Origin of the sequence: Streptomyces sp. SID486 (assembly GCF_009865385.1) — a bacterium.
GTDB lineage: Bacteria > Actinomycetota > Actinomycetes > Streptomycetales > Streptomycetaceae > Streptomyces.
Genome location: NZ_WWJT01000693.1, coordinates 1 through 16,754, shown reverse-complemented (window position 1 = coordinate 16,754; position 16,754 = coordinate 1). Strand labels below are relative to the sequence as shown.

The window sequence follows — 16,754 nt, the reverse complement described above, 5'->3', positions numbered from 1 at the left end:
CGCTGGTGGGGATGCTCACCGGTCCGTGGGGGTCAGCAGGCGACGGATCTTGTCGAGCATGGGGGCGGGGATGAAGCCGGTCTGCGCGCACCACTCGGCGAGTTCCTTGACCACCCGCTGTTCGTCTCCGGGGCTCACGGTGAACGTCAGGATGCCGCCGTGGTCGCGTCCGTCGATGATCAGGTCGTGGCAGGTGACGAGGTCGACACGGGTGCGGAGTTCGGCGAGCAGTGCCGGGGTGGGGTTGGCGGTGAGGCACTCGACCGCGAACCGTTCGGCCGGAGCACTGGTCCTGGTCGGCCAGGTGCCGTCCAGGATGTCGAGCAGTGCGGTGAAGGTGTTGAGTCCGCCGGCGGCGATGGACAGGGTCGTGGCTCCGCCGATGCGGGGGTTGATCTCCAGGACGTGGTGGACGCCGTCGGCGTGGATCATGTCGACGTTGACCGATCCCTCGACCCCGAGCGCCGTGCACAGGTCCACCAGGCGGCGCGCGGTGGGGGCGAAGCCGTCGTCCGGGACCGGCCGGGCGTAGCGCAGGTCGTCGAAGGTGAAGGCGGGAGGGCCGCCCGCGGTGCCGGTCCGGATGACAGGCATGACGGTGTAGTGGCCGCCGGCCCCGACGATGTCGACCGAAAGGAGCTCTCCGGTGAGGCACTTCTCCAGCACGGCGTGTGCCGCCGGGCGTGCCGCCAGGTAGCGGTCGAGGGCGGCGGGGTCCGGGATGAACTCGATGCCCATGCTGGTGGAGTCCCACAGGGGCTTGGCCATGAGGGGGAATCCGATGTCCTGGGCGGCCAGGCGGACGGCGTCCGGGTAGGCCGGGACGGGCAGCGCCCGGTCGTTGAGGAGGTCGCTGTCGACGAGGACGGCGGGCGGGGTGGCGATGCCGTGTGCCTCCAGGAGGCGCTTGGTCTCCCATTTGTCGCACAGGAGGCGCGTGGCGGCGAGCGGGGACATGACCGTGCGGATGCCGTTCGCTTCCAGCTTCGTCTTGACCACGGCGTCACGCAGGGCGTGTTCGTCCGGCAGGGAGATCGCCACGGCCGCGTCGGCCCCCCAGGCCCGTACGCGCGTGACGAACTCGTCCGGGGTCGCGCCGGGGTCGAGCCGTTCGCTGGTCCCGGGGAAGTCCTCCGGGCCGCAGTCACGGGCGTGGGTGTGGAAGAGGCGGGCCTCGGCGCCGAGCCGCGCCAGGGCGGGGGCGATGCCGTGGATGTAAGGGTCGGCGCGCCGGATGTCGGCGGACCTGAGGAAGGCGATGCGCTGCATGTCAGCTCACTTCTACGCGGGTGTGGGCGAGTGCTCGGGCGGCGTCGGCGTTGACCTGTGCGGGCGTGAGGGCGGTGAAGACCAGGTGTCCGATGCGGGCCGAGTTGTCGTGAGCGTCGCCGACGGCGGTGCCTGCCGGAGTGGTGATGTGCCGGCCGACCAGGGCGTCGTGCCGGCCGAGGATGGTCACCCCCTGGAAGGTGCCGGCACGTGGCGGGGTGAGGAAGCGGATCGCGCACGCTCCCCGCCGGGGCTCCGGTACGTCCGGCTCCTCGTCGAGGACGGCCTGGAGGTAGGCCCGGGCCTCGTCGATGCCCGAGGCGCGGCGTACGACGTCCACCAGGTGGTCTCCCGGCAGGCGGGCGCCCACCTCGATGACCACAGGGCCGCGGCCGGGCGCCGTCTTGAGTTCGGTGTGGGCGACGCCGTTGCGGATCCCGAGCGCCCGCAAAGCCGCTTCGGCCGCCGTCCGCAGGGCGTCGAGGCCGGCGGGCGTCAAGGCGGCGGGGCAGGTGTGGCCGGTCTCCGCGCGGAAGGTGCCACCGGTGGTGTGTTTCTCCACGAGGGGAAGATGGAAGTACTTGTCGCGCCATGCCACCGTGTCGAGGCTGAACTCGGGTCCGGGCACGTACTCCTGGACGACGACGCGCTGGTCCATGGGCAGGCCGTGCGGGGCGGCCACGGGCCAGGACCGGGCGAGCCGTACGGCGCTGTCGAGCCGCTCGGGGGAATCGACGACGCTGACCCCCCAGGAGCCGCCCTGCTCGGCGGGTTTGACGACCACCGGGAAGGGGATGCCGGCGCGGCCGAGGGCGTGGGCGGCCTCTTCGGCGGTGTGGACGCTGACCGTCCTGGGGGCCGGGACGCGGCCGGCCAGCAGGGCCTGGGCCATGTCCGCCTTGTTCCGGCAGGCATGGGCGCGCAGCGGGTCGTTGCCGGGCAGTCCCAGGCGGTGGGCCAGGTGGGCGACCAGCGGGGTGAAGAACTCCCAGCAGCCGGCCACCGCGTCGATCCCCGTCGTCCCGGCGAACGCGGTGAGGTCCGCCAGCGCCCGGTCCGGGTCGGTGAGGTCGGTGAACACCGTGCCGTGGATCTTGTCGCGCAGGGCCGTGGGGTAGCCCTCGTAGACGTCCTCGTGGGTGGCGACGAAGACGCGGGCGTCGAGGGCGGCGGCGGCGTCCAGCACGTAGGAACCCGAGTTCGCGAGCGCTTCGATCAGCAGGATCTTCTTCACGCCGCGCAGTAGACCGCACCGGGAGTGCGGGTGCCACGAACGTAACAACCAGAGGACGACGGCGATTTCACGACAGCGGTTGTAGCAAGCTCCAGCGGGCGTGCGGAGCACGGATCCTAGGGGCTCCGGCCTTACGGAAGCGCCCCCTCCGGGGGACTTCGGAGCTTCCCACAGAAGTAACGGCTCTGCCGGGTACGGGGGTTCGTGGCTACCGCGCCTGGGTGCGGGACGCCGATCGCGGTTTGACTCTCACAGGACCCAACCGGAACACATGTACGAGAGGGGCAAGTCCGCGTGACCGGCTATGCCGCACAGCTCAGCGACTACATCCGTCAGGGCGTCATCCCGCCGTACAACTACTCCTATCCGTCACGCTCCACCTACCGGCCGCTCGACGGCTCCTGGACCACCGAGGACGTCTGGAACCGGGACCTGGACCTTTACCAGGTGCCCGAGCTCAACCTGTACCTGCACGTGCCGTTCTGTCGTTACAAGTGCGGCTTCTGCAACCTGTACACCGTCATCAGCGAGGACGCGGACGTCTACACGGCGTACATGGACGCGCTCTGTACGCAGCTGCGCGACCACGCCGACATCATCCGCGCCCGGCGGCTGCGTACCGTCTACATCGGCGGCGGCACCCCGAGCCTGCTGTCGCTGCGTCACTTCGAGCAGCTGTTCGGCACGCTGGACGAGGTGTACCCCAACTGGCGTTCCACCGTGGAGGAGGTGGCCATCGAGGCCACCCCGGACTCGATCGTCAACGAGCCCGCCACCCTGGAAGGGCTGCTGCAACTCGGTCTCACCCGCGCCAACATAGGGATCCAGTCCCTCGTACCGAAGGAGATCCGCGAAGCCGGACGCGGCCAGGCGGGTGAGCAGGTCATCCGCAAGGCCATCGAGATCGTGCACGACAAGGGCCTGCCGGACCTGTCGACCGACCTCATCATGGGCTTCGCCGGCCAGACCGACGAGACGTGGCGGACCTCCGTGGACGAGCTGGCCCGTCTCGAACCGACGACGATCAGCACCTACTTCCTCACGGTGCGGCCGGACGCCTGGTTCTCCAAGACCGGTGCCTACCAGTACGCGCAGTCCCCGAACCTGTACGAGCGCTACGACTACGCCCGCGAGGTGTTCTCCGGCCACGGCTACGTCCAGGAGGGCTCCGTCCGCTACAAGAAGCTCGGCCGCGGTGGCTACCGGCAGAAGGTGCTCACCTTCCACGGCGTACCGCTGCTCGGGCTCGGCGTCGGCGCACGCTCCTACACCGGCGTCCTCGACTACATGGTGGGATCCGTCAAACCGTCCATGTCCGAGGTCGCCGACTACATCAGGCAGGCCGGAGCGCACACCCTGCGGCCCCTCACGGGGTTCGTCCTCGACGACGAGGAGATCATCCGCAAGCGCCTCGTCCTGGACACCTTCGACCTGGACCTCGCCGAACTGGACCGCTTCGGATACCAGGACCGGGCCCACCTGTTCGAGCCGATCCTGGACGCCGCCGAGGAGACGGGCCTGCTGCGGCGCCTGGGACGGCGTGTGCAGCTCACGCCGAAGGGCTTCAAGTACCGCGACATCCTGTCCTGGATGTTCTTCTCCGACACCGTCGTCCAGCGCGACCGCGAGTACTACGAGCGGCTCCACGAGCGGAACAGCCGGGCCCAGAAGCACATGGGCACACCGGTCGGCATCTCGGGCATCCGCACCGCACGCGCTGCTTCGTGACCGCTTAGTCATTGAGTGAATCCACCCGCACGGCCGGCTTCCGGTCTCCGGAACAGGCCCTTCGCCCCTCCGGGACCGGGTAGCCGGCCGGATCAGCCCTCCTGGTCCACTGCGGCGCGGGGCGGGCGGGGGGGCCTGCGGGCTAGCCGGCGCTGCGGGGCCTGCGGCCGATGAGCCCGGGGAGTGAGGCGACCGTCGTGCGCGGGGGCTGCCGGAGATCGCGGTCCGGGTGCAGGACGGTACGGAACGCGGCCCAGACGAGTGCGCCGAGTGCGAAGCCGTAGCAGGAGACGAGCCCGTGGCCGTTCTCCTGCGCGAACCACATCGCCAGCCCGAGCACCGGTACGCCGAGCGCGAGCAGCCGGTTGTCGCGAACGGCCTTGCCGCGGCTCGCACCCTCGTCGTCGATGTCCCGCTCACCGGCCTGGCCGGCCGCCTTGCCGGCGTCCTCTTCGGCGCCGCCGCGCAGCAGCAGGGCCGCGGCCAGCGTCGCGCCCAGGAAGTAGGTCGCGCCGGAGCTGCCGGCGAAGTTACGGGGGTCGGTGCTGTGGGAGGTCTGGCCCCACAGCTTGTCGATCTGCTCCGGCAGCAGGATGCCCGCGGCGAACAGGCAGAGCGTGAGCGGCGCACCCCAGAACCAGTCGGCGAAGGCCGCGACGGCGGCGAGGGTCGCGATGTTCCAGGCCGCCCCGCCGACCCCGCCGTTCTGCATGAAGACCGAGGTGACCACGCGCCACCAGCCCGACTTCGACGGGTCCGCGTCGAGCGCGCCCATCGCCCCCGACCAGCAGAGCTGGAGGGCCACCCCGGCGAGTGCGAGCCCGGTCAGGCCGACGGCCGCCCAGGGGATTCGCCGCCGGCCCAGTGTGCTCTGGCCGACCAGGGCCAGACCGCCTTTGAACATCAGCACCATCAGTGCCGCCGTGGTCACGTTGAACAGAAGGATGTCCATCGTCACCGCCCCCCTCCAGGCCATGTGATTTTCCGATCATGACAGTAGCGTGGCCGGGAGGTTTTTCAAACAGTGTTTGAACGGTGGGGGGCGTCGCTAGACTGCCGCCGTGAAACTGACCGCAGATCGGATCATCGACGCGGGAATGGCGGTGTTCGCCCAGACCGGCTACCACGGCTTCTCGGTACGCCAGGTCGCGGACCGGCTCGACGTACACGCCGGCAGCCTTTACTACCACGTGCCCGACAAGGCCGCCCTGCTCCGGCTGATGGCCGACCGCGTGGTCCGGCAGGCGTACGAGGCCGGCAGCGCCGCCCTGGCCGTCCTGCCCGCGCAGGCCGGCTGGGCGGCACGGGTCACGGCGCAGGCCGTCGCCCTGCGGCAGAGCATCCGGCAGCACCCCGGCGGGGCGCTCATGCTCGCGGGCAGCCCGAAGACGCTCAGTTCCGCCGCTCTGTCCCTGATGGAACGGCTGCTCGCCACCCTCGCCGAGGCCGGCGTGCCCCCGGAGCACTGCGGCACCGCCGCCGACACCGTGCTCAGCCACGTGACCGGCTACGTACTCCAGGAACAGAGTGACCCGCCCGCGGGACGGGTCACCGCCGAGGACGTCGCCGCCCTGCACCGGGACTTCCCCTGGACGGTGGCCGCCGCGGTCGCTCACGGACCGGACGAGAAGTTCACCCGCAGCCTGGACCTGCTCTGCGCCGGCATCGCGACGCTGATCCGGCCGACGCCCGAAGAACCGGACAGAAGAGCCGACTGATCACCCCACCACAGACGCCACGTCCGCGGCATGCACGTTCCGCACGGCACCATGCCGGCGCCTCGGACGACTCCTACGGGCGACCCGGCTTCGGTCGCAGCCGACCACCCTCCCGCGGCCGTGGGCACCCCGTGCCGGACTGACCTGTATCCCACCAATTCCGCCTTGGTCGCCATCCGCCCTTGGCACTCCCGCTGCCGCGGGCCGAAGGTGACGGCATGACCAAGACGCTCGCCTTCGTGCTCTATCCCGGCATCACCCCCCTCGACCTGGTGGGGCCGCTCCAGGTGCTGTCGGCGCTGGCGCAGATCGACCCGTCGTTCGAGGTGGTCGTCGTCGGCCAGGACCTCACCACCCTCGACACCGACACCCCGCTGAGGCTGGCGCCGAGCCACACCTTCGACCAGGTCACCGAGCCCTACGCACTGATCGTGCCCGGCGGGACCGTGCCGACCCTCGCCGCTCTGGCCGATGAGCCGCTGCTGAGCTGGATCCGCAAGGCCGCGCGGACGGCCGAGGTCGTCGGCTCGGTGTGCACCGGCTCCCTGATCCTCGGCGCAGCCGGCCTGCTCGACGGTCGTCGGGCCACCACGCACTGGGGCTTCCGCCACCTGCTCACCAAGTTCGGCGCGACGCCCGTGGCCGAACGCTGGGTCGAGGCCGGCCCCGTCCTCACCGCCGCCGGCGTGTCGGCCGGCATCGACATGGCACTCGAACTGGTCGGCCGTCTCGCGGGCGAGCAGGTTGCCCGCACGGTGCAGCTCCTCATCGAGTACGACCCGCAGCCACCCCTCGGCGGCATCGACTGGCACTCCGCCGACCTCGACTTCTTCAAGCCCCATGCCCAGGCCATGCTCGAATCGGCCCTGGCGGACCATCCTGCGCTCCTGGCCCGCCTGACGACCTGATCCGGGGCCGGCACAGGACCGCGTCCCGTTCACCCGATTCGCCGTACCGGCACACGGCGCGTGGGCCCGAACCGGCCGTCTCGGCAGTGGGAGGAAGCTTTTCCGGCCAGTACCGGCAGGTAGCGGTATGTGAGAGGGGTGTCCGAGGGCATGATCGCGGTCGTGATCCGCGAAGACATGCCCCGCTGTTTGAGGTGGGAGATCCAGATGCACGAACCCTTCAGCCGCGTATGGATCTGCAAAGGCTACGGCCGCTCCACCACCAGTGCGGACCCTGACGAGCTGGGCCGCACCGTCCTCGCCGCGTATCTCGCCGATCGGCCCACCCGAGGTGAAACGTTCCGCGCCGTCGTCCACACCGACAACGGCAGCCAGTCCGTGGTCACCCCCGGCCAACTCGGCGGTCCGGACTGGAAGGTGGACCCCGTCGTACGCCAGGCGTTGCCGGGCTACCTCCGTGACGTCCTCGCCTGACCGCGGCCGAGGCGCGGCTGCATCCCCGTCGGATGAGGCGGACGCGGTGATCCTGTCGTATCGCGCCTTGCGGCCCATATCCCCGGATCGCGCTCGGAAATGACGGGTGAGCCCCCTGGGGTCTTCCGGGCGCATGTGATGGTTTCGTGGGGGTAGTGGGTCGTGGTCGTCCTGGCTGGACGACTTTCCGACCAGGGGGCACCTCCTTGAAGACATCAACACGCAACAAAGGTAGGAGACTTGGCGTCGTCTGCGCCGCCGCCGTCACCCTGCTGACCTTCACCGGTTCACCACAGGCGGCGGCACCCGTGCCGGGACGTGCCGCCACCGCCGCCGAGTTGACGGACGCGACGCTCGGCTACCGAGCCGACAGCCGTGCGGACAGCCTCGTCGTGGGGGCCACGGCAGCCCCGCCGTACAAGAAGCTGTGGTCCCGGGACTTCGGGACGGTCGTCTCGGCGCCCGTCGCGGTCGGCGACAAGGTGTACGCCGTCGTCAACGCGGACGACGGCACCGAGGGCGGCCCACGGATGATGCTCGTCGGGGTCCAGGCCGCCACCGGCAAGGACCTGTGGCCGGCCGTCTCCCTGGAGCAGAACGAGCCCCAGGCCGGGGTCTCGTACGGGGGTGGCCTGCTCTACACGCAGACGGCACGCGGCACCATCGCCGCGTGGGACCCGGCCACCGGCCGGCGGAAGTGGTCGGTGACGCTCGACTCGGCCACCATGCAGTATCCGCCCGTCTGGTACGGCGGCCTGCTCTACCTGCAGGACGGCCGCGGCACGGCGCTGGCGCTGCGTGCCGACACCGGTGCCCGGGTGTGGAAGGCGGCGCTGTCCGAGTACTCGGCGGCCCCGACCGTCGTGGACGCCTCCGGGGTGTGGATCGGCTTCGACGGCGTGGCCTGGCACCATCTCGACCTCAAGACCGGCGCCGAACTGCACCGCTTCGAGGTCCCCGACGTCTCGGGCGCCTACGGCAACCCCGTCGTGCTGGGCGCCGGTGCGGCCTGGATGCGCAGCAGCGACAGCGACGACGAGACGGTCACGGCCTACGACCGGAAGACGGGTGCGGCCGTGCGCAAGCTCCCCGCGGACGCGACCCCGGTCTTCGGCCCGGGACGCGTGTACGTCGCGTACCGCGGCACGGTCAGGGCGCTCAGCACCAGCACGTACAAGGCGGCCTGGACGTACACCAGTTCCGTGGACGTGGCCACCGTCCGCCTCGTGGCCAATGGCTATGTGTACGTGGACGACGCCGACGGGCGCCTCGTCGTGCTCGACCAGGCGACCGGAAAGGTCGCGTGGTCGTACCGGCGCTATCCCGCGCCGCCGCCCATGTCGTACATCCTCCCGGAGGAGGACTGGCGCGGTTCCGTCGTCCCCGGTATCGCCACTGCCAGGGCCCGGCTCTTCGTACCCGGCGCCGAAGGCACCCTGATCGCCTTCGGCAAGGGATAGGAGGGCGCGGCCACCCGCTTACCGTCGCAGTGGCCCCGGCCTCCGGGCCGGGGCCACTCTTCGTTCACCGCGCTGTTGCCCGGCGATGACATGCGGCACGCAGTTGTTGCAGGGGTGCGTACAACGGGCGGGACCGGCGGCCGGTCTTACTGGACGTACGCAGGCATCGGGCCCGCGGCGCACAGGAAACGGGGAAGAACGATGACGGGTATGAAGCGCGTGGCGCAGGCTACGGCGGCCGTCGGTGTGAGTGCGGTCGCCTTCCTGGCGCTCGCACCGCAGGCATCGGCGGCACCCGCTGCCGCGAAGGCCGCCTACAACGGCGCCTGCGGTACCGGCTACAAGGTAGTCAACTCGACACCGGTCGGCGACACCGGCACGGCCTACCTCACCTACAGCTCGGCCACCGGTGAGAACTGCGCGGTCGCCGTCCGGCACGTCACGGGTGACGCGGTCCCCATGGAGCTGTTCATCCGGCGCAGCGACAGCGAGATCTACGACGACTACGACGGTGGCGACTTCCGTTCCTACGTCGGCCCGGTCCACGTCCGCGCCGCCGGTTCCTGCGTGGACTGGTGGGGCAGCATCGACGGCGTGCGCTTCGGCAGGTACGCCACCAACTGCGGCTGATCCCGCGCCGTTCGCGCCGCTGTCGGACGGCAGTGCCGACCCGGGTCCCAAGCCCCTGCCGGATGTGTGCCGCCATCGGCGGTACTGAGCGGGTGTGGGCCGGCACATGTCGTCGCCGGCGGAGCGCGGTGGCACATGTCGTCGCCGGTGTGAGTACAGCGGTCCATGTCTCTCGTCGGACCGGCTCTTCGTCGACGGTCCCCTTCAGCGGGCCGAGCGCCAAGATCGATTGTCAGTGGTGCGTGAGACGGTAGGAACATCGAGTCGCAGAGACGAGGGGGAGCCGTCATGTCCGGCAGCCAGAACTACATCAATCACGTCGCTCTTGTGCTGGATGCGAGTTCGTCCATGTCACACCTGAGCCGCAAGGTCATCGAGGTCGCCGACCAGCAGATCGCCTACCTCGCCCGCCGGTCGGGGGAACTGGACCAGGAGACCCGCGTCACCGTGTACGTCTTCGCGGACACGGTGGAGTGCGTCATCTATGACAAGGACGTGCTGCGCATGCCGTCGCTGAAGCAGTTGTACCGTCCCGGGGGAATGACGGCCCTGCTGGCGGCCACGCTGAAGTCGCAGCGGGAGCTGGCGCAGACGGCGCAACTGTACGGCGACCACAGCTTCCTGACGTTCGTGCTCACGGACGGGCAGGAGAACGCGAGCCACCGCTGCCCGGACGCACCCGCCCGTGATCCGCGGGAACTGGTCGAGGCCGTGGCCGGGATGATCGAGACGCAGCAGGACAACTGGACGCTTGCCGTCCTCGTGCCGGACCAGATGGGCAAGCGCGAGGCCATGCGGTGTGGCTTCCCGAAGGACAACATCGCCGTCTGGGACGCCACGAGCACCCAGGGCCTGGAGGAGGCCGGGCAGGTCATCCGAGCGGCCACCGAGAAGTTCATGGTGGGCCGCAGCCAGGGCATCCGGGGATCGCGGGCGGTGTTCTCCACGGGCGCGGAAGCCGTCAACAAGGACACCATCAAGGCGGCCGGCCTCGCCCCGGCGGACCCGTCGCAGTACCAGCTGATCAAGGTGACGCGCGACACAGCGATCCGGGAGTGGGTCGTCGAGTCCGGGCACACCTACCGCACCGGCGGCGCGTTCTACCAGCTGAGCAAGTCGGAGAAGATCCAGGCCCGCAAGCAGATAGCGGTGCTGGAGAAGGCCACGGACCGGGTCTACACCGGACCCGAGGCCCGAACCCTGCTCGGCCTGCCGGACGCGGAGGTCCGCGTCAAGCCGGACCACAACGACGACTTCACCATCTTCGTGCAGAGCACCAGCGTGAACCGCAAGCTCGTGGCGGACACACGGCTCCTGCTCATGCTCTGACGCAGGTGTCCTCGCACACGAGCGACTGCGGCGCGACCGTGCGGGGGCCGTGGGGGCGTGACCGCGACGGGCGGCAGGCATGCCGAAGGGGCCGACGACGGCCGGCCCCTTCGTTTGGTAGCGGGGACAGGATTTGAACCTGCGACCTCTGGGTTATGAGCCCAGCGAGCTACCGAGCTGCTCCACCCCGCGTCGGTGAACACCACTCTACACGACCGCGGAGGCGGTTCCGTCTCCTGACTCGACTACGGCAGGAGCGCCCAGCGTGAAGCTGCTCAACCTAAAGCTAGAGTTGAGGTTGAGGGATGGCCGGTCGGGATGCGCGGTGCGGTCCCCTGTCGGCGAGCGGCGACCACGGGGGCGGGGCGGGTCCGCCGGTGTGGCGGGGCGGGTCCCGCCGAAGCGCGGCAGGGCAGGTCCCGCCGCAGTGCGGCAGGGCGGGTCCCGCCGGATGCGGGTGGAGCGAGACCTTTGGGCGCGGGTGGAGCGAGACCGTCCGGCGCGGGTGGGGCGGGGGCGTTCAGGTGCGGGTGGGTGCCGGTCGCGGCTCGGGACGGAGCCGTGCCGCGCGACGGGGCAGCAGCACAGGGGTCGCCAGCAGCAGCATCCCGGCCAGCCCGATGGCCGTGCGCAGGCCGAGCAGGCCGCCGAGCACCCCCCAGACGGCCGTCAGAAGCGCGGTCGAGGCTTTGGTGGTGACCGACCAGGCGGAGAGGGTGCGCGCGACCCGGCCGGACGTGGTGCGCTGGAGGCGGTAGGTGGCGTAGACGGGGTTGAACACACCGCAGCAGAAGATGAGCCCGAACTCCACGCCCGTCACCAGCACCAGCCCCGCCGTGCCCGGCTTCACGAAGGCCAGGCCGACGGGCCACAGAGCGCGCAGCGTTCCGGTGACGGCGAGGACCTGGTGATCGCCGAACCGGGTGACCAGCGGCCGCGCCAGCCGTGACCCGAGCAGTCCGCCGACCGAGGGTGCGGCGAACGCGAGGCCGTACTGCCAGGGTGCGAACCCCAGCCGGCCGAGCATCAGCACGGCCAGCAGCGGCTGGGCGGCCATCAGCAGGCCGTTGAACAGGACGGTGTTGAAGAACAGGGGCCGTAGCGCCGTGTCGGCGAGGATGTAGCGCCAGCCGTCGAGCAGATCCCCGGCCCGCATGCGTGCGGCCTGCCGACGCTCGGGCGGCGGCTCGTGCCCACCGCTCGCGCGGATGCCCAGGGCCGACAGCAGGTAGCTGGCCGCGTCGGCCGCCACTGTCGCCGCCGGGCCGAGCAGGGCGGTCGCAGCCCCGCCCAGGGGCGGTCCGATGATCGTGGTCGTCCAGGTCGTGGACTCCAGCCGGGCGCCCGCGACGAGCAGGTCCCCGGCCGGCAGCAGCGTCTTGAGGTAGGCACCGGAGGCGGCCCGGAAGGTGATGTCGGCTGCCGCGACGACGACCGAGACCAGAAGGAGCTGGAGGAAGGTGAGTGCGCCGAGGGTGAACGCGGCCGGGATCGTCAGCAGTGCCGCGCACCGCACCAGGTCCATCGTGATCAGTACCGGTCGCTTGCGGCGGAACTCCACCCACGGGCCGAGCGGCACCGCCGCGACCGCGCCCACCGCGGCTCCCGCCGAGGAGAGCGCGGCGACCTGGGCCGGTCCGGCGTGCAGTACCCGGATGGCTATCACCTCGAACGCGCCGAAGGCGAGCCAGGTGCCCAGCGCGCTGGTCCCGTAGGCTCCCCACAGCCACCCGAAGCGCCGTCCCAGCCGCCGCCCGCTCCCCATACCGGCGCCCGCCTCTCGCTGCTGTCCGCACAACCGTTGCGCGACCAGAAGCATCCAAGCGAGGCTTGCGACCAGGTATCAAACAACCAGCTGCCCATCGGCCACAACCGAAGGTTGTAGCCGTAGGGTGTGGGTGTGGACTTCGACGCCGTCCGTACCTTCGTCGCCGCCGCCGACGCGGGGCAGTTCCAGGAAGCCGCCGCCGAGCTGGCCGTCACCCAGCAGGCCGTCTCCAAACGCATCGCCGCGCTGGAGCGCAGCCTGGGAGTGAGGCTGTTCACCCGCACCCCGCGCGGCGCCGAACTGACCATCGACGGGCAGGCGTTCCTGCCGCACGCCCGCGAGCTGCTGCGCGTCGCCGAGCGCGCGGCCGCTTCCGTGCGGACCGGCCGCCGCCCGCTGCGCGTCGACGTGATCGCCTCCCGCGGCGCGGCATCGGGCCTGATGCGCGGCTTCCACCGCGCGTATCCGGAGACCGATCTCGACGTGGTGATGCTGTTCGGGATCGAGACGGCCGTCGACGCCATCCGCTCCGGCACGATCGACGCGTCCTTCCGTGCCGTCACCGCACCCGGCCGCCCGCTCCCCGAGGACATCGAACACGTCCGGGTGCTCGACGAACCGCTCCAGCTCCTCACCGGCCCCGCGCACGCGCTGGCGGGCGCCCGGTCGGTCAGCGTCGCGCAGCTCGCCGGACACCGGATCTGGATGCCGGGCATCGTCCCCGGCACCGAGTGGGCCGCCTACTACGAGGATCTCGTCCGTGAATTCGGGCTCACCATCGAGGCGACCGGCCCCAACTTCGGCTCCGACGCGCTTCTCGACACCATCGCCGACACCCCCGGCCTGGCCACCTTCATGGGCGGCGACACACGCCTCGTCTGGCCCGCCGGTCACGACCTGCGCCGTATCCCGGTGACCGACCCCACACCGGTCTACCCCCACTCGCTCCTGTGGCACCGGGACAACCCTCATCCGGCGCTGACCACCCTGCGGGCGCACCTGGCCGTGACGACGCCCCGCCACGGTGCCCCCGGGACCTGGGCACCGGACTGGGTGGCCGCGCGCTGAACCGCGCCGGCGTCGCTCGCCACCTCTCTGGGCGAGTTCCGAACCCGGACCACTCCCCCGGTGCGGGCGACCGCCGCACGCGGGAGCGCGCCGCCGGCACCGCGCCGGGGGCTGTGCCGGCACGGGTGCCGACCGGGATGCGGGCCTCTCGACGTCACGGGGAGGTGTCGGTGGGCTTTTCTCATCGCTCGGTGGTGCCGGGTCCGGTGGTCGGCAGGTACCGGGGGGCGCGCCAGGCGTGGAGGCGCCTCTCCACCGCCGCCCCCAGGGACAGCAGTGCCGCGTCCTGGTGGCCGCCGGCCGTCAGGAGCAGTCCTACGGGGAGTCCGCCCGTGGTCCCGGCCGGGACGGAGAGCGACGGGTAGCCGGCGACGGCCGCCGGTGTGGAGGAGGGGATCACGTCGTTGTCGCCGCGTGCGCAGTCGGTCGTCCAGGCGGGCGGATTGGTCGGTGCGGCGATCGCGTCCAGGTGGTGGGCGGCCATCGTCTCGTCGATCGAGCGCCGCGACAGCTCTCGCAGCTCCGCCCGCTTCGCGCGGTACCCGGGGTCGGTGGTGGGCGGGGCGGCGAGGGCCTGCTCGAAGAGTTCCTGTCCCGCGAAGCAGGTCCGCTCCGCGGGATGGGCGCGATCGAAGGCGATGAGGTCGGCCAGGTCGCGCGGTCCGTGGCGGGTGGCGAGGTAGGCGTCGATGTCCCGGTGGAACTCGGTCAGCAGCGCGGGGAACTCCAGCTCGGCGAGCCGGTCCTGGTAGGGCGGCGTCACCTCCACGACCTGGGCGCCCGCGGCACGCAGCCGGTGTGCCGCGCGGGTCATCACGTCGTCCACCGCCTGTCCCAGGGACGGCAGCCGCCACAGGCCGATCCGTTTGCCCCGCAGACTCCCGACCCCGGCCGCTGCTACGGCCGCTCGGCCGCCGAAACCGTCCGAGCCGGTCAGTCGTCGGGCAGCGTCCCTCGCGGACCGGGGACCGGCGACAGCCGCCGCTCCGGCGCTCAGGGGCCGCCCGGCGACAGCCGGCGCTCCGGCGCTCAGGGGCCGCCCGGCGATGGCCGCCAGTGTGAGCGCGACGTCGGTGACGTTGCGGGCCATGGGTCCCGCCGTGTCCTGCTCCGCGGAGATCGGCACCACGCCCTTGGCGCTGACCAGGCCGAGAGTCGGCTTCAGGCCCACCACGCCGTTCATGCCCGCCGGGCACACGATCGAGCCGTCGGTCTCGGTGCCGATCGCGACCTGCGCCAGGGAGGCGGCCAGTGCGGCGCCCGAACCAGCCGACGAACCGCACGGGTTTCGGTCGAGGACGTAGGGGTTGTGTGTCTGCCCACCCACCGCCGACCACCCCGACGTGGGCTTCTGCGCGCGGAAGTTCGCCCACTCGGACAGGTTCGTCTTGCCCAGGATCACCGCGCCCGCCCGCCGCAGGCGTGCCACCAGGACGGCGTCGGAGTGCGGGGGGTTGCCCGCGAGGGCGAGTGAGCCCGCCGTGGACGACAGGCCCCGTGTCTCGACGTTGTCCTTGACGAGGACAGGGATGCCGTCGAGCGGTCCACGGACGGATCCGCTGCGGTGCCGTGCGTCGCTCGCGGCGGCCTGGCGCTGGGCCGAGGGATCGGTACGCAGGACGGCGTGGATCTTCGGGTCGAGAGTCTTGATCCGTTTCAGGTAGGCGCGGGTGAGCTCCGACGGGGTGAGCACGCCGGCCGCCATACGGGCCTGGAGCTGTGGAATGGTCACGGTGTCGAGGCGAAGGGGGCCGAAGTCGTGCGCCGGTGTCCCCCGTGTGCTCCCGATGGCGCGGGCGGTGTCCGGGGTTACCGCGGCCCGCGCGGGCTGGAGCGGGGACACCGCGCACAGTGTCCCGGCGAGGACGGCGGCGGTCAGGACCGCCGCCCTTCCCCTGCGGGACACTCTCCTGCGGCCTGCCGTGTCGTGTGATGCCCGAGTCCGATGTGCCGTCGACTGTCGCATGGCGACAGCCGACTACACCCGGCACGCCGGCACAAGAGTGCCTCCGGGCGCGGTGCCTTACCGCCAGGTCCTGGTGATGAACGGTCAGGACGCGGTGATGTGCCGTCAGGGCGTGGCGTCGAGCCGTCAGGGCTCGGCGATGTGCCGTCAAGGCGTGGCGTCGAGCCGTCAGGCTCGGTGATGGGCTGTCAGGGCTCGGCGACGTGGATGATCGTCCGGCCGGCGGTCCTCCGCTCGGGGCTGAACGCCACCACGGCCTCGGAGAGCGGCCGTACCTCCCCGATCCGCACCGCGAGTCGCCCGTCCCTGAGGCGCTGAGCGAGGTCGGTGAGTCGTGCGCGGTCGGGTTCGACGACGAAGAACACGGCTCTCGCGTCGCGCGGCCGTACGGTGGGCGGGTGGGCGATGGTGACGAGCGTGCCGCCTGCTCGTACGAGGGCTGCCGACCGGGCGAGGACGTCGCCACCGATCACGTCGAACACCACGTCGACCTCACCCGCGTCATCGAGCGGATCGGCCGTGAGATCCAGGAAGGCGTGCGCGCCCAGAGCGAGGACGACGTCCCGGTCGGCCGCCCGTCCGGTGCCGGTCACGCGGGCACCGGCCGCCTGTGCGAGCTGCACCGCGATGGAACCCACGCTGCCCGCGGCCCCGTGGACGAGGATGCTCTGACCAGCGGTGATGTGTGCGTGATCGAACAGGCCCTGCCAGGCGGTCAGACCGGGGACCGGTAGCGCGGCCGCCGCCGTGTGGTCGACGTCGGCGGGCAGAGGGGCGAGGTTGCGGGCCTCGACGGCGACGTACTCGGCCAGCGATCCGTCGCGGGTCCAGTCGGTCAGTCCGAAGACGCGCTGTCCGACGGTGAGGCCGGTGGTGCCGTAACCGAGTTCCGCCACGACGCCCGAGACCTCGTGCCCGGGCACGCTCGGGGCGCGATCGCGGCCGGCGCGGTCCGTCCAGGTCGCGGGCCAGTCAAGCTCACCGCGGGTGAATCCCGCGGCGTGGACGCGCACGACGACGTCGTTCTCGGCCGCATGGGGGTGGGGCAGGTCCGTCAGGGTGAGCCCGCCGACGCCGGCGTCTCGGTCCTGGGCGGTGATGGCTCGCATGGTGTCCTCGTGTGTGTCCTCGTGCGTGTCCTCAGGCGTTTCCTCGTGTGTGTCCTCGCGCGGTGCTTCTCGTGGGGTGCTTCTCGTGGGGTG

General features: G+C 71.3%; 14 protein-coding genes and 1 tRNA gene. 8 read left to right on the top strand and 7 right to left on the bottom strand.

Translation table 11 applies throughout. The features are described from left to right. Positions 1 to 15: 15 nt before the first annotated feature. Together GT045_RS32050 and GT045_RS32045 are read right to left on the bottom strand one after the other, a co-directional pair. On the bottom strand, positions 16 to 1,269 hold the full coding sequence (locus tag GT045_RS32050; RefSeq protein WP_161336321.1) for an ATP-grasp domain-containing protein: 1,254 nt from the start codon (positions 1,267 to 1,269) through the stop codon (positions 16 to 18). 1 nt (position 1,270) lies between these two features. Further along, positions 1,271 to 2,503, bottom strand: coding sequence for an ATP-grasp domain-containing protein (locus GT045_RS32045; protein WP_345942815.1), 1,233 nt, complete (start codon positions 2,501 to 2,503; stop codon positions 1,271 to 1,273). 294 nt (positions 2,504 to 2,797) lie between these two features. Here GT045_RS32045 and GT045_RS32040 point away from each other — a divergent pair, with 294 nt between their 5' ends. Beyond that, a complete protein-coding gene (locus GT045_RS32040) occupies positions 2,798 to 4,231 on the top strand; it encodes a radical SAM protein (RefSeq protein ID WP_161297595.1) in 1,434 nt (477 codons plus the stop codon). A 142-nt stretch (positions 4,232 to 4,373) separates the two neighbouring features. Here the strand turns inward: GT045_RS32040 and GT045_RS32035 are convergent, their stop codons facing one another. Beyond that, positions 4,374 to 5,183 carry a hypothetical protein gene (locus tag GT045_RS32035; protein ID WP_161336320.1) on the bottom strand — a complete coding sequence of 270 codons (810 nt, stop codon included), beginning with the start codon at positions 5,181 to 5,183 and terminating at the stop codon, positions 4,374 to 4,376. 109 nt (positions 5,184 to 5,292) lie between these two features. Between GT045_RS32035 and GT045_RS32030 the strand changes: the two genes are divergently transcribed. The 6 genes from GT045_RS32030 to GT045_RS32005 all read left to right on the top strand — a co-directional run bounded on the left by GT045_RS32030 (position 5,293) and on the right by GT045_RS32005 (position 10,750). Next, on the top strand, positions 5,293 to 5,949 hold the full coding sequence (locus GT045_RS32030; RefSeq protein ID WP_161297593.1) for a TetR/AcrR family transcriptional regulator: 657 nt from the start codon (positions 5,293 to 5,295) through the stop codon (positions 5,947 to 5,949). 218 nt (positions 5,950 to 6,167) lie between these two features. Beyond that, a complete protein-coding gene (locus GT045_RS32025) occupies positions 6,168 to 6,857 on the top strand; it encodes a DJ-1/PfpI family protein (RefSeq protein WP_161336319.1) in 690 nt (229 codons plus the stop codon). A gap of 207 nt (positions 6,858 to 7,064) precedes the next feature. Further along, positions 7,065 to 7,331: a hypothetical protein gene (locus GT045_RS32020; protein WP_161297599.1), complete on the top strand. Its 267-nt coding sequence runs from the start codon at positions 7,065 to 7,067 to the stop codon at positions 7,329 to 7,331. A gap of 206 nt (positions 7,332 to 7,537) precedes the next feature. Further along, positions 7,538 to 8,791 carry a PQQ-binding-like beta-propeller repeat protein gene (locus GT045_RS32015; RefSeq protein WP_161297591.1) on the top strand — a complete coding sequence of 418 codons (1,254 nt, stop codon included), beginning with the start codon at positions 7,538 to 7,540 and terminating at the stop codon, positions 8,789 to 8,791. Positions 8,792 to 8,992: 201 nt separating this feature from the next. Further along, complete coding sequence (locus GT045_RS32010; RefSeq protein WP_237539031.1) at positions 8,993 to 9,421, top strand: spore-associated protein A; 429 nt, start codon at positions 8,993 to 8,995, stop codon at positions 9,419 to 9,421. A gap of 288 nt (positions 9,422 to 9,709) precedes the next feature. Next, positions 9,710 to 10,750, top strand: a complete 1,041-nt coding sequence (locus tag GT045_RS32005; protein WP_161336318.1) for a vWA domain-containing protein — start codon at positions 9,710 to 9,712, stop codon at positions 10,748 to 10,750. A gap of 115 nt (positions 10,751 to 10,865) precedes the next feature. Here GT045_RS32005 and GT045_RS32000 read toward each other — a convergent pair. Both GT045_RS32000 and GT045_RS31995 read right to left on the bottom strand, forming a co-directional pair. Beyond that, a tRNA-Met gene (locus tag GT045_RS32000) sits at positions 10,866 to 10,942 on the bottom strand. A gap of 328 nt (positions 10,943 to 11,270) precedes the next feature. Next, positions 11,271 to 12,515: an MFS transporter gene (locus GT045_RS31995; RefSeq protein ID WP_161336352.1), complete on the bottom strand. Its 1,245-nt coding sequence runs from the start codon at positions 12,513 to 12,515 to the stop codon at positions 11,271 to 11,273. A gap of 135 nt (positions 12,516 to 12,650) precedes the next feature. On the opposite strand from GT045_RS31995, the gene GT045_RS31990 reads away from it, so the two are divergent. Beyond that, positions 12,651 to 13,586 carry a LysR family transcriptional regulator gene (locus tag GT045_RS31990; protein ID WP_161336317.1) on the top strand — a complete coding sequence of 312 codons (936 nt, stop codon included), beginning with the start codon at positions 12,651 to 12,653 and terminating at the stop codon, positions 13,584 to 13,586. A 181-nt stretch (positions 13,587 to 13,767) separates the two neighbouring features. Here the strand turns inward: GT045_RS31990 and GT045_RS31985 are convergent, their stop codons facing one another. Beyond that, positions 13,768 to 15,291: an amidase family protein gene (locus GT045_RS31985; RefSeq protein ID WP_237539036.1), complete on the bottom strand. Its 1,524-nt coding sequence runs from the start codon at positions 15,289 to 15,291 to the stop codon at positions 13,768 to 13,770. A 449-nt stretch (positions 15,292 to 15,740) separates the two neighbouring features. Beyond that, positions 15,741 to 16,661: an NADP-dependent oxidoreductase gene (locus tag GT045_RS31980; protein WP_161336315.1), complete on the bottom strand. Its 921-nt coding sequence runs from the start codon at positions 16,659 to 16,661 to the stop codon at positions 15,741 to 15,743. Positions 16,662 to 16,754: the final 93 nt, after the last annotated feature.

Coding starts and splice junctions, on each gene's coding strand:
- GT045_RS32010 (WP_237539031.1), top strand. CDS start 8,993: ATGACGGGTATGAAGCGCGTGGCGCAGGCTACGGCGGCCGTCGGTGTG.
- GT045_RS32035 (WP_161336320.1), bottom strand. CDS start 5,183: ATGGACATCCTTCTGTTCAACGTGACCACGGCGGCACTGATGGTGCTG.
- GT045_RS31985 (WP_237539036.1), bottom strand. CDS start 15,291: ATGGCGGCCGGCGTGCTCACCCCGTCGGAGCTCACCCGCGCCTACCTG.
- GT045_RS32020 (WP_161297599.1), top strand. CDS start 7,065: ATGCACGAACCCTTCAGCCGCGTATGGATCTGCAAAGGCTACGGCCGC.
- GT045_RS31995 (WP_161336352.1), bottom strand. CDS start 12,515: ATGGGGAGCGGGCGGCGGCTGGGACGGCGCTTCGGGTGGCTGTGGGGA.
- GT045_RS32050 (WP_161336321.1), bottom strand. CDS start 1,269: ATGCAGCGCATCGCCTTCCTCAGGTCCGCCGACATCCGGCGCGCCGAC.
- GT045_RS31980 (WP_161336315.1), bottom strand. CDS start 16,661: ATGCGAGCCATCACCGCCCAGGACCGAGACGCCGGCGTCGGCGGGCTC.
- GT045_RS32025 (WP_161336319.1), top strand. CDS start 6,168: ATGACCAAGACGCTCGCCTTCGTGCTCTATCCCGGCATCACCCCCCTC.
- GT045_RS32005 (WP_161336318.1), top strand. CDS start 9,710: ATGTCCGGCAGCCAGAACTACATCAATCACGTCGCTCTTGTGCTGGAT.